The sequence below is a fragment of the Acinetobacter baumannii genome (assembly GCF_009759685.1).
GTDB classification, from domain to species: domain Bacteria; phylum Pseudomonadota; class Gammaproteobacteria; order Pseudomonadales; family Moraxellaceae; genus Acinetobacter; species Acinetobacter baumannii.
This window is the reverse complement of the sequence record NZ_CP046654.1, coordinates 1171275-1183727: the sequence shown is the minus strand read 5'-3', so window position 1 is coordinate 1183727 and position 12453 is coordinate 1171275. Positions and strand designations below refer to the sequence as shown.

The 12453-nt window shown below is 39.4% G+C and carries 14 protein-coding genes; 6 read left to right on the top strand and 8 right to left on the bottom strand.

What is annotated here, in order from left to right; all coding sequences use genetic code 11:
* Positions 1-15 precede the first annotated feature (15 nt).
* The 4 genes from GO593_RS05595 to puuE all read right to left on the bottom strand — a co-directional run bounded on the left by GO593_RS05595 (position 16) and on the right by puuE (position 3296).
* A complete protein-coding gene (locus tag GO593_RS05595) occupies positions 16-1383 on the bottom strand; it encodes a nucleobase:cation symporter-2 family protein (RefSeq protein ID WP_001016455.1) in 1368 nt (455 codons plus the stop codon).
* A 24-nt stretch (positions 1384-1407) separates the two neighbouring features.
* Positions 1408-1731, bottom strand: a complete 324-nt coding sequence (gene uraH, locus GO593_RS05590) for a hydroxyisourate hydrolase (RefSeq protein ID WP_000626024.1) — start codon at positions 1729-1731, stop codon at positions 1408-1410.
* Positions 1728-2231: a 2-oxo-4-hydroxy-4-carboxy-5-ureidoimidazoline decarboxylase gene (uraD, locus tag GO593_RS05585; RefSeq protein WP_000477669.1), complete on the bottom strand. Its 504-nt coding sequence runs from the start codon at positions 2229-2231 to the stop codon at positions 1728-1730. The genes uraH and uraD overlap by 4 nt, the downstream gene beginning before the upstream one ends.
* 99 nt (positions 2232-2330) lie before the next feature.
* The gene (gene puuE / locus GO593_RS05580) at positions 2331-3296 is read right to left on the bottom strand and encodes an allantoinase PuuE (RefSeq protein WP_000004726.1); all 966 of its coding nucleotides are present in this window, start codon (positions 3294-3296) and stop codon (positions 2331-2333) included.
* Positions 3297-3548: 252 nt separating this feature from the next.
* Here puuE and GO593_RS05575 point away from each other — a divergent pair, with 252 nt between their 5' ends.
* From GO593_RS05575 to dsbD, 4 genes are all read left to right on the top strand, one after another.
* Entirely contained in the window at positions 3549-3899 is a 351-nt protein-coding gene (locus GO593_RS05575; protein WP_001019316.1) for an HPF/RaiA family ribosome-associated protein, read from the top strand.
* Between the two features lie 158 nt (positions 3900-4057).
* On the top strand, positions 4058-4603 hold the full coding sequence (locus tag GO593_RS05570) for an ankyrin repeat domain-containing protein (RefSeq protein WP_000958427.1): 546 nt from the start codon (positions 4058-4060) through the stop codon (positions 4601-4603).
* Positions 4604-4615: 12 nt separating this feature from the next.
* Positions 4616-5383 (top strand): transporter, encoded by a 768-nt coding sequence (locus GO593_RS05565; RefSeq protein WP_001258758.1) that lies wholly within the window; start codon positions 4616-4618, stop codon positions 5381-5383.
* A gap of 28 nt (positions 5384-5411) precedes the next feature.
* A complete protein-coding gene (gene dsbD, locus GO593_RS05560; protein ID WP_000733817.1) occupies positions 5412-7226 on the top strand; it encodes a protein-disulfide reductase DsbD in 1815 nt (604 codons plus the stop codon).
* On the opposite strand, the gene GO593_RS05555 is transcribed toward dsbD, so the two are convergent.
* Positions 7218-8411 carry a GGDEF domain-containing protein gene (locus GO593_RS05555; RefSeq protein ID WP_000702287.1) on the bottom strand — a complete coding sequence of 398 codons (1194 nt, stop codon included), beginning with the start codon at positions 8409-8411 and terminating at the stop codon, positions 7218-7220. The genes dsbD and GO593_RS05555 overlap by 9 nt on opposite strands.
* A gap of 175 nt (positions 8412-8586) precedes the next feature.
* Positions 8587-9498: an alpha/beta hydrolase gene (locus tag GO593_RS05550; protein WP_001025107.1), complete on the bottom strand. Its 912-nt coding sequence runs from the start codon at positions 9496-9498 to the stop codon at positions 8587-8589.
* A gap of 149 nt (positions 9499-9647) precedes the next feature.
* Here GO593_RS05550 and GO593_RS05545 point away from each other — a divergent pair, with 149 nt between their 5' ends.
* Positions 9648-10085 (top strand): DUF2147 domain-containing protein, encoded by a 438-nt coding sequence (locus GO593_RS05545; RefSeq protein WP_000717015.1) that lies wholly within the window; start codon positions 9648-9650, stop codon positions 10083-10085.
* A 37-nt stretch (positions 10086-10122) separates the two neighbouring features.
* On the opposite strand, the gene GO593_RS05540 is transcribed toward GO593_RS05545, so the two are convergent.
* Positions 10123-10473 carry an arsenate reductase gene (locus GO593_RS05540; RefSeq protein ID WP_000913165.1) on the bottom strand — a complete coding sequence of 117 codons (351 nt, stop codon included), beginning with the start codon at positions 10471-10473 and terminating at the stop codon, positions 10123-10125.
* Positions 10474-10928: 455 nt separating this feature from the next.
* Positions 10929-11753 (bottom strand): exodeoxyribonuclease III, encoded by an 825-nt coding sequence (locus GO593_RS05535; RefSeq protein ID WP_000612365.1) that lies wholly within the window; start codon positions 11751-11753, stop codon positions 10929-10931.
* Positions 11754-11791: 38 nt separating this feature from the next.
* On the opposite strand from GO593_RS05535, the gene pyrE reads away from it, so the two are divergent.
* Complete coding sequence (gene pyrE, locus GO593_RS05530) at positions 11792-12442, top strand: orotate phosphoribosyltransferase (RefSeq protein WP_000211303.1); 651 nt, start codon at positions 11792-11794, stop codon at positions 12440-12442.
* The last annotated feature ends 11 nt before the right edge of the window (positions 12443-12453 follow it).

The following is a 12453-nucleotide window of genomic DNA, read 5'->3' as shown; positions in this document are numbered from 1 at the left end:
TAAAAAACTAACTCATTAATGTGTATTTCGTGTGTTTATTGTTTGGCTTAAATGAGGGGTACGCGAGCTGCGAAATGAAGGTAAGTGATTAAATAACAAATTCAATAAGATAGCAAAGATACAAGTCGAACTAATACCCGAATGGAACAAAGTTTGTACCCAAACTGGGAAATGAGCATAAAATTCATGGTTAATAATTGGAATCATCCCAGCTGATAAAGCAGTTGCCACAATAATCAAATTTTTCTGATCGTTATAATCAATTTTTGCCAAAGTGCGAATACCACTCGCTGCAACCGAACCAAATAAGACCAAACCCGCACCACCAAGTACTGGCATAGGAATTGCCGCAATAAGGCGGCCCATAACAGGTAATAGACCTAAAATAATCAGAATGACTCCGCCTGCTGCCACGACAAAGCGGCTTTTGATACCTGTAATTGCCACCAGTCCAACATTTTGGGCAAAAGCACTTTGCATGAATGAACCAAAGATAGGAGCTATCGCACTTGAAAACATATCTGCACGTACGCCGTTGGCGATACGTTTTGAATCGACTTCAGTTCCTACAATATCTCCGACAGCAATAATATCGGCTGTAGTTTCCGTCATAATCACCAAAGTAACGATTAGCATCGATAAAATTGCACTTAGCTCGAAAGTTGGTAAACCAAATGCAAATAAGTGCGGAAATTGCAGCCATGCGCCTGAGCTCACCTGACTAAAATCTCCAAAACCCATAAAGTAGGCAAGGGTAGTACCAGCAACAATAGCCAACAAAATTGATAAACGGCGAATACTTGCCTGTGGCAGCATATTTAGAATAATCACAATGCCTAAGGTCAGCAAAGCTAAAGAGATATTCTCGACGCTACCCCAATCAGGTGCTTTGTTGTTGCCACCCATCATCCAGCGAATCGCAACAGGCAACAAAGAAAGACCAATAATCGTGATAACGCATCCCGTCACAACAGGTGGGAAAAACCGAATAATTTTTGAAAAGTAAGGCGCAAGGCATAGTCCAATTAAAGAGGCTGCAATAACCGCGCCGTAGACAGCAGGTAAACCACCGCCTGTAGTGATAATAGCAACCATGGTTGCCACACCAGCAAAAGACACACCTTGCACCAGAGGTAATTTTGCCCCTAGATATTTGGTTCCGATGGTTTGTATGAGAGTTGCCAACCCGCCTACAAATAGGGCCGCTGCAATGAGCATTCCGACTTGTGCTGCGCTTAAGCCAGCTGCTGTTCCAATAATCAGCGGCGGGGCTACAATGCCCCCATACATGGTGAGTACATGCTGTAAGCCGTAAGCAAAACTTTTGGAAATTCCTAAATATTCATGCTCTGGAGAAATCGCATTCTTTTGCTGATGATTCATATTTTTCTCCTATTTATATTTGAGTTAGCTGCCGCGATAAGTGGAATAAGCAAACGGGCTGATCAGTAATGGAATGTGGTAATGCTGATTGGTGTCTTCTATGAAAAATTGAATACAAACACGGGGAAAAAAGGTTTTGATTTGCTGTGATGAAAAATAAGGGGCAACTTCAAATTCAAGTTGATAAGCACCTTTACCTAAGTTTTTTATTCCAAAATCACTCACTCGCCCATCTTGGTTGGTAATTGCAGTCGCTATCAGTTCATGAGTGGCTGCATAAAACAACTTTACTTCGACCTGTGCAGCTGGTTTACCTAAATTCGTATCTAAAATATGAGTGCTGATCATGCTTGTACTTCCTGAGATAGACGTAATAGAGCAATTGCAGCGAGTTGCTCATGTACAATTGTTTTTTCAATAGCTAAGTTGTTTTGAAGACGTTGATGGAGTTTTTTTAAAATCTCGTCGCTACTGAGGCCTGCGGCTTTAATTAGAAAAATAAAACCAAACTTCTGCTCATACTCGATATTACCTTGCAGCAGGGCTTGTTGTGTTTGTTCATCTAAGGAAATGCCAGCTTGTTCTTGGGCTGAAAAATTTTGCTCTTTTGCATTGAGCTGTTTTTTTGCCTGTCTTTCACCAATTTTTGGATGGGTGGCTAATGCGGCCTGAATCTCTTGCCATGACCATGTGTGGCTTAATTGTTCTGCATACCCTAAAAGTACTGATGTTGATGAGTAGGGACGTTCTGAAATAATTTTTTCGGCCCATACAGGAATATGGACGCAGTTGTTTAACAGAGTCTTGAGTTGGTCGGGCGGGGCTTGATTAAACTCGGCTAAAAACACTGTTATTCCTAAACTCGTTGTCGTGATATAGAGTTTTAGCAATAACAGTGCCAAGAGTGATGTGAGATTTGCTTAAGAATTTGGAAAATTAATAATCAATTATTGATTTATGTGATTTTTATACCAATATTCTGCAATATCCTGACGGCGACATACCCAAACACGATCATGCATTTCAATATAGTCTAGGAATCTTTGTAATGCTTTAAAACGACCCGGACGCCCTAAAATACGGCAGTGCATTCCAATAGACATCATTTTTGGTGCAGTTTCTCCCTCGGCATACAGCACATCAAAACTATCTTTTAAATATTGAAAAAACTGTTCTGAGCTATTAAATCCACCTGGGGAGCAGAACTTCATGTCGTTACATTCTAAAGTATAAGGAATAATCAGATGAGGTCGTGATGCACCCGCCGTATCGGTAAGTGTGGTCCAAAAAGGCAGGTCATCACCATAGTAATCAGAGTCGTATTGAATTTGTGGGAACTCTGCAAGCAACTGACGCGTATTGGGGCTATCACGTCCGGTGTACCAACCTATAGTTTTATTTCCAAACAAGTTTTCTAAAACAGATAAGGCTTGCTCCATATGCTGTTTTTCGACTTCAAGATCTGTTTCTTGATAATGAAGCCAGCGGTAGCCATGAGAAACCACATCGTAATCGGCCTGTTTAATTGCCTCTACAATATAAGGGTTACGAACAAGCGCCATTGCTACTCCAAAAATGGTCATGGGGAGCTTGCGCCGTTGAAACTCATTATGAATGCGCCAAAAACCAGCACGTGAACCATATTCGTACATAGAGTCCATCGACATATGTTTGGCTGGGTAACTTGCAGCGCCAATAATCTCGGATAAAAACTGCTCTGAACCTTCGTCGCCGTGTTCAATATGTTTTTCGCCACCTTCTTCATAATTCAGCACAAATTGCACGGCAACCTTAGCATTATTAGGCCATTTCACCTCTGGAGGCTGTCCGTGATAACCGATTAAATCACGTGAATAAGGAGACTTTTGAATCTGCTCAATAAGTTCTACTCCAGATAGATAAGATTCGGACACAATTGCTCTCCTTTTGTTCAATTTTTCATAAAAATTTAAAAAATCAGCTTGCATATTTTTATAGATGGACTGATATTGAAGGTATGAAGATCTTCAAAATAAATTAAAAGCAGTACGTTTAAGTCAGGAGATAACAAACCATTACACCATCAAAATGTACAATTGAAGTCAGTTCATGCATGCTTAAAACATGCCAACATAAAAAAGTTTTGCATAGAAAAGATCCACAGTAAGAAAGAGAGGATGGTATTTATGAATATTGAAATCCGCACAGATAAAAACATCCATAATAGTGAACGTTTAATTACTTATGTACGTGCAGAACTTACTCAAGAATTCCAACGTCATAGCGAACGTATTACACATTTCTCGGTTCATTTTAGTGATGAAAATGGGGATAAAGGTGGAGACAAAGATATCCACTGTATGATCGAAGCACGTCCTTCTGGCTTAAAACCAGTTGCAGTGCACCATAAAGCAGGAAATATTGACGCTTCAATTCATGGCGCGATTGAAAAGCTAAAACGTAGCCTTGAACATACCTTTGAGAAAAAAGAACACCCGAGAGGTGGTCAACCAGAATTCATTGATGATGAAGTTTAAAAAACACTAAAAAGCCCTTCGGGGCTTTTTTTATGAAGACGTAAAAAGACCAATAAAAACTCTTCACAACTTTAGGTTTGCAATGCAATAGCGTTGACCTCTAAAATCTTCAGTAGAGATTAGGCATAATAGCGCTAATATATTTTTGAGAGATGGTCATGTTAACCACCCAACAGCAGGCTTTAATTAAAGCCATAGAAGAATTAGAACTCGCGCAAGTACAAAAATTACTTGCTGAGGGTCTTGATCCGAATTTCATTGATCCGGAACAAGGACCGCCAGTGTCCATTATTTGTGATGGAATTTTTAAATGGTGGGAAGACGTCTCTGAAGCGTATGAAGCGGGGACTCCATTATCACAAGAAGAAAAACAGCAAGCCCTGCAAGTTTATCTCGATATTCTTGAAGCCCTCATTCAGGCAAAGGCAAATGTTCATCTTTGGGATGCAGAAGAGTTTTATGGTCCACTATGGGATGCAGCAAGTTCGGCATGTGCACCAGCAGTTCAGCGCTTGCTAGATGAAAAAGTTGATCCAAACACACGTGATGAAGAAGGACTCACCATTTTATCTTCAATCAGTCAGTTGTTCTTTGATTGTGATTTTGATGAAATAGATTGGTCAGAAGCGCTTCAAGAAGAGCGTGAAACACTAGAGTTATTGCGCCGTCACGGAGCAAAAATGTCAAAAGAATTAACTACTTGATTGGATAATAGAATGAGAACATTTCAAATTTTAACTTTTGCTCTGACCGCTGTTGCTGCAGGAAGTACTTTTGCCGCAGAGTTCTCGTTTGATCGTCCGGGTTCAGGCTTTGGAACAGGCATTACGCCAGTTGGTAAATTAGCATGGGAACAAGGCTTACCAAGTGCAACCTATACAGAGACAACTGTTGATGGCGTTAAAGAAAAAACAGTTACTGTAAATGAGGATATGTTATTCCGTACAGGTTTAGCTGATGGTTTGGAATTGCAATTAGGCTGGCAAGGTCCGGCATGGACTCAAACTAAACGTGCTGGTAAAAAAACGGATAACTCAGGTTTTGGCGATGTAAGCATCGGCTTAAAAAAAGCGATTGATTTAAATGATGAAAATTTAACAATGGCTGTATTGGCTGAAGCTGTTATTGCAACAGGTAATGATGAGTTTACTGCCCATGACGATATATATAGTTTAAGTTCAGCAGTAGCTTATAAATATAATGATTTGTTGGATACTTCTATTACCATGCGTTATGAAGTACAAAACAGTAACTGGGCAGTGACTGCAATTCCAACTATCAATTATAAGATTGCGGGCAAACTCTCAGGATATTCTGAATTTGTTTATCGTAAAGCTGAAAGCCAAGACTACCAATATGGTTTAGGAACAGGTTTAGTTTACGCAGTAAATAACCGCACTCAACTTGATGCAAATATTGGTGTGGACTTAGAAGGTCAAGATAAGAGCTACAAAGGTGGCTTAGGCATGGCATTCTTATTCTGATCAGACTAACTTGAACTCATTATTATTGATGAAAAAGCTTATTTCTCAGGGAATTATTTATTTTCTAGTAGCCGCTACTTTTGTATTGAGTCAGTTTGTCTTTGCAGAAGATAAGTTATTGTCACCCGAACAGGCTTTTTCATTTTCGGTTGAATCGCCACAATCGCATACCGCAAAGTTATCGTGGCAGATTCAGCCGAATTATTATTTATATCAACATAAATTTACCGTACAACAGGGCAATCAGCCTTTAACTTTAAAATTGCCTAAAGCGGTTTCTCAATATGATGAGAACTATGGCCAAAGCCAAGTTTATTACCATCAAGTCAACTTCCAGATTAAAACCAAGCCTTCAGAGCACTACACTGTAACTTGGCAAGGCTGTGCCAAAGACCGTATTTGTTATCCTCCACAAACTATTGAGTTTCAAACTGACGCAGATGGTCTGGTCGGTCTGCAAAATCAGGCTAGTGCAGCACCAAAACGCTTATTAGATTTGGCAAATACCCAAGCATCAAGCTCTACGGAGTCTTTAGAGAATCAGAGTTCAGCTACTCAAGCAGAAGGAGCTGCTCCAGAGATTGCCCAAGATCAGGTTTGGTCAGCAAAGTTAATTGAACACTCGCTTTGGTATGGTGTTTTATTATTTTTAGGTTTAGGCATGCTGCTTGCATTTACGCCATGTTCTTTACCAATGCTGCCGATTTTAACTTCATTAATTATCCGAGATCACAAAGGTTTAAAAGCTTGGACGATTGCACTTACTTTTGTGTGTAGTATGGCATTGGTCTATGCAGGTCTAGGCTTGATTGCTTCTTCAGCGGGTTTAAATTTCCAACGCTGGCTACAACAGCCTGCTACTCTTATTGCGTTTAGTGTGTTGTTTGTGATTTTTGCGCTAAATCTGTTTGGGCTTTTTGAGCTTCGGTTACCGCAAACTTGGTTAAATCGCCTTGATCGTATTCAGTCTATGCAACAAGGCGGCACTTTAGTTGGTGCAGGCGTTATGGGCGTGGTTTCTGCGCTCTTGGTTGGCCCATGCATGACTGCGCCTTTGGCTGGAACTTTATTATTTATTTCTCAAACCCAGAACCAATGGCAAGGTGCTTTGCTTTTATTCTGTCTCGGTTTTGGCATGGGAATACCTTTACTCATCGCGAGTGTTTTAGGTGCAAAGTTCTTACCTAAAGCGGGCGACTGGATGCATCAGATTAAAGTGATTTTTGCTTTTCTGATGTTGGGGTTAAGCCTTTATTTCATCCGTCCTTTATTACCAGATTGGGGGATGCAAGCACTTAGTTTTGTACTTGGGTTGGCTTTTATTATCTATGCGCTGTATCAGTTCTTTTGGAAAAAAGGACAGTTACAGTGGCTTTATGCGCTCCTACTTTTATTGGTAACGCCATTTGTGGTTTATAACCAGTATCAACATATTCAAAATCGTAGCTTACAAAATTCTGAGCATATGGCTGAGTGGCATGTGGCGACCACGGCAGCAGACTTTCAAAAGATTTTAGCAGCAGCTCCTGCTGATCGGGCTATTGTTGTTGATGTCTATGCCGATTGGTGTGTGGCTTGTCAGCCTATTGAACATCGTATTTTAAAAGCATCTGAGGTTCAGACGGCTCTTGCACCTTACTATCTCATTAAACTTGATTTGAGCCATTATGATCAATCACATGAAGCTCTACTCAAGCAGTGGAATATTCTTGGGCCACCTACATATCTCTTTTTAAACAAGCAACAGCAAGAAATTCGTTCTTTACGTTTAACAGGTGCATTTAGTCAGCAAGAGCTTTTACAACAACTGGCAAGCTTATCAAAAGTTAAAGATTCAAATTGATTTGATCTGAGGTAGTTGGTGAAAAGTGCGTACTTGATTACGCCCAGAGGCCTTTACCGCATAGAGGGCTTGATCGGCTTGTCTAATCACAAGATAGGGGTCATTTGCAAAAGCAGAACTGCTGATGCCAAAGCTGGCACTTACATGAATTTGGATATTTTGATTATTGAAGATAGTCAATTCTTGTAAAGCTTGTCGGCAACGTTCAGCAATTTTTTCTGCTTGAATAATATCGGTATGAGGAAGTAATAAAATAAATTCTTCTCCACCAAAACGTCCAATAATATCTTCATTACGTAAGTTTTCAGAAAGACATCGAGCAATTTCAATCAAAACCTGATCACCTTGGTGATGTCCGTATATATCATTAATTTTTTTAAAATGATCGATATCAAGAAGTATCACTGCATAATCAAATCGTTGCTCATGAAGTGCTTCAAGATGGGTATTTAAGCTTCGTCTATTTAAGACATTAGTTAACGGGTCGATTTGGCTTAAACGTTGAATATAGGTTTCTCGTTGACGCCATTGGGTTAGCAATATTTCAAATAAAATAAAACACGCCACTAAAATGGGCATAATAAAAAACAGCATACTTCCTAGCCAAAATGGATTGGTTTGAGCATGTTCCATAGCCTTAAAATTAAATAGAGGGGCATAAGGCACAGTACCGCTCATACTTAAATATGTACATACCGCTAGAATAATAGTTGCAGGTATAAAAGCGCTATAAACAATTTTTCTTTCAAATAAAACCAAACCTACGCCAATAGTGCCTACGTAACCCACCATTGTGGCAGGGCTGATACTACCAATTAAATATCCATCGTGGCACAACATCAACATAAAGGCTTGTACACTAATTAAAGGCACAATTTTTTGCGCCCAAGCTTGGTCTTTGTAGCGATAACAAGGAATAATGAGTACAGCTAATAAAAATAAGGTCAGTAAATTCAGCCAGATTTGTGATTCAACTAAAGATAGGTTTGCCCATTGCCAAACACTAGGAGTAATTAAAATATAGCCTTTCCATAAAATCCAACTGAAATTCATTGCGCAGGCGAGGGTAAGCATTAGTGCGCTTTTTTGTAATGGGGTCCAGTTAATAATGTGATTGTGATGGATGAAATCGAGAATCACCTGTTTTATTTTATTTATAGGACGAGTGATTAAACGAATTTTCATAATAATAAAGGAGCTCCTAAATAGAGATGTCTCTTCGTCAGATCATCCTAAAGAGGGAGAGTTTGAAGGATTCATAACCTAAACATACCATGATTCATAAATTAAACCTCATGATTTGGATTGTGAAAAATAAGAAGAAGTGACAAATTTTAAATTTGTCACTTCTTCATTTTGATTACGTCTTATCAAGTTCATGAGCAAACTCAGCAATATCCGCCATCGCCTGTTTTGCTTCTTCGAACCAAGCATTAAACATTTGGAAGTTATGCCACATGCCTGTGTAAAGTTTAAAGTGTACTTTGACACCTGCTTCTTCAGCTTTCTCTCTAAAACGTTTGGCATCGTCTAATAAAATTTCTTTTGAACCGACCTGAACTAATGTTGGTGGTAAACCTTCTAAGTTGTCGAAAATAGGTGAAACACGCGGGTCGTCTGCCGCAATATGATTGCCAATATAATGTTGAATACCGATCTGAAGAGCTTCAAGAGAAAGTAGGGCATCATGTTTTTGGTTAAATCTTAAAGACTCACTGGTTAGGGTTAAATCTAGAAAAGGTGACAATAAAATCAGGCCACTTGGCATAAGTTCGGGTTGTTCTTTTAAACGTAAGCAAAGTGCCAAAGCTAAATTAGCTCCACAAGAGTCACCAGATAAAATAATATCTTTAGGCTGGATACCTTGAACTAATAACGATTGATAGACGTCATATAAGGCCTCAGTTGCTTCAGGATATGGATGCTCGGGTGCAAGTGGATAGTCCACATGAATAATTTGCATTTGGGTACGAGCAGCCAAATCTGTCATAAACGCATGATGTGTTTTTAAACTTCCTAAAAAAAAGGCGCCGCCGTGAATATGAAAAATAAGCTGGGTCGCTGAATCTTGGGCTTTAATTTCTTCACCCTTAATACCAGCCAGACGGATTGGTCGAACGGTTACATTTTTTTGTTTTGGAAAGGCTCGGCAAAGTTGTTCAAGCATAGGGCGCAGAGCAGTTGGAGGTAAATTCAACTGACTTGGTTTGCGAATTGCTGTTTTAAGAAATGTTTCTGTGAAATAATATTTTAAAACATTAGGTATATTCATATAGTATCCGCTTATGTTAATTACTTGTTTCCCTATAAATTTTATTTTTCAAGGTTACAAGGTTACACGAAACAGTCACATTCAAAAATTGCAATATCGTTGCGAGTTTTGAATACTGAAGTCTTGGAAGACCCAAGGATATTACAAAAATGAAAAAGATTGCTTTAGCTTTAGGACTTGTTGGTATGGCTGCATTTGCCAATGCGGCTGACCCACTAAACGGAACGGTATGGAAAACGATTGATGACCAAACCAATAAGCCCAAAGCCGTAGTAAAATTTACGGAACAGAAGGATGGAACCTTAACTGCAACCATTCAAAACATTTTGACACCAGGTGAAGAAAACGCTTGTACAAAATGTGAAGGTCCGTATAAAAACAAACCGCTTAAAGGTGTGACCATTGTACATAATCTAAAAAATGTAGGTGGCAACAGTTATGAAAACGGTACAATTTTAGACCCTAAATCTGGCAAAACTTACAAATTAAAAGGTGAGTTGGCTGAGGGCGGTAAGAAGCTTAAATTACGTGGTTATATTGGCGTTTCAGCATTGGGCCGTAACCAAACTTGGATTCGTGCGAACTAAAAGCCTAAATAAAAAACGAGCCATTGGGCTCGTTTTTTTATGCGCTTAAGTTTTGATAGGCCGTTTCATCAAAGCCCACAAGAAACCCTTTAGAGGTCTGTAGAACTGGTCGCTTGATTAAGCTTGGCTGAGCAATTAGCGCCTCAATAAGATGATCTTCACTGCTTAAAGCACGCGTTTGTTCTTCTTCAGATAGTTTTTTCCACGTAGTACCTTTCTTGTTGAGCACCGTATCTTGTCCAATTTCTTTTAGCCAGATTTTTAGAGTATCAGCATCGATCCCTTGTTTTTTATAATCGTGAAATTCGTAGCTCAAACCTTTTGCTTGTAAAGCATCAAATGCTTTTTTCATCGAGTTACAGTTTTTAATACCATAAATTTTTAACATTTTATCGGACCATGTCAAAAAGAAAGAACACACAGCCTAACCCAAAATGCATTTGAGCACTACTTTATACAGATACTTTTAAAACAAATGAAAAATAATGATTAAAACAATAAAGAATGTCATGTTATTGTCATAAGACAAGGTAATAATGAGCTTAATAAGAATAAATTAAAAACTAAAAGAACGTAGCGCAAAAAATAAGAGATAGAAAAGAGAAAACCCGCATTTAATCATCCTGATCATGCGGGTCTCATTTCAACGTCCATTGTCACATCCTTGCAAATAAACTTATCTTAAGTTTATTTTATCTTCCTACGGCGTCCTATCCTTTTGCGTCATCCTGACTGCTTCCCTGTGCCGTGGGGCTATAATGCCGTTAAACATGTGTAAGAAAAATACTCAAAAGCGACATGTGTTGTAAGCAAAAACGACAATGTAAGTGAACATGTGTTCACTTATTCTTGAATTTTATAGTCGATAATAACTGGAGCATGGTCACTAAACCATTGATCTTTATAGACCCATGCATTTACAGTGCGCGCTTTCCAGTCTGGTGAACATGCGTGGTAGTCAATACGCCAACCTACATTTTTCGCACGCGCTTGTCCGCGATTTGACCACCATGAATACAATTCCGCTTCTGTTCTTACAACACGGAAGGTGTCTACATAGCCAAGTTCATCATAAATATGATCAAGCCAAGCACGCTCATGTGGTAAACAGCCAGAAGACTTTTGGTTGCCAGACCAGTTTTTAATATCAATTCGTTTATGAACAATGTTGTAATCGCCACAAATAATGATGGACTTATTCTCATCACGCCATTGTTTCAAGATTTTGGCGTATTCACCTAAAAATAAATCTTTACGTGCTTGCGCTTCTTCACCACTTGAGCCTGAAGGTAAGTATAATGATGCAATATGTACGGGATGTGACAAACCTAAATCGAATTCGGCAGAAATGAAGCGGCCTTGGCTATCGGCCAATTCAAACCCTAAACCATCTTTAATAGAGACAAAGGGTAAGCGGCTATAAATTGCAGTACCTGCGTAGCCTGCACGCTCTGCTGGAAAGAGATGGGTATGCCATCCCTCGGGTCTAAATTTCTCAGTCCATTGTTCATGGGTAATGCGGCTTTCCTGCATGCATACGACATCGGCATCTGATTGTTCTAACCATTCAAGTAAGCCTTTCGTCACTGAAGAACGTAAGCCATTTACGTTAATGGAAACGACTCGAAGAATTTTTACATCACTTGGATACTGATCCTTTGGTATCATGCGAAAATTTAACCTCAATTGTGAATTTGGAGCACCTCATGACAACGCCTGTGTCATTTCACCCGCAAGCATTTATCGAACTCGCATTATCACGCGGTGTGCTTAAATTTGGTGAGTTTACTTTAAAATCTGGACGCGTGAGTCCTTATTTTTTTAATGCAGGCCTACTCAACGATGGTGAAGCTTTATCTCTTTTAGCACAAGGCTATGCCGATAAATTAACACAATGTGAAAATGTTGATGTGATTTTTGGACCAGCTTACAAAGGTATTCCGTTTGTAGCAGCGACTGCTGTTGCTTTGTCGCAGACACATAACAAAAGTGTGCCATGGGGCTTTAACCGTAAAGAAGCGAAAGATCATGGTGAAGGCGGTGTTTTAGTCGGTGCTGCAGTTGAAGGTAAAAAAGTCTGGATCATTGATGACGTGATTACCGCAGGCACAGCGATTCGCGAAGTGGTAACGATTTTGAAAAATGCCGGTGCAACTATTGCGGGTGTGTTGGTTGCGCTAGATCGTCAAGAACGTGGGCAAGGTGAACTTTCTGCAATTCAAGAAGTTCAAAAAGAATTAGAAATTCCTGTGCACGCATTGATTACCATGAAAGATTTAATGGATTATTTAGAAGCGAAAGGCGAAAAAGAAGCGCTAGCAAACATGCAAGCTTACCGTGAAAAATACGGTATCTAAAAATAAAAAGG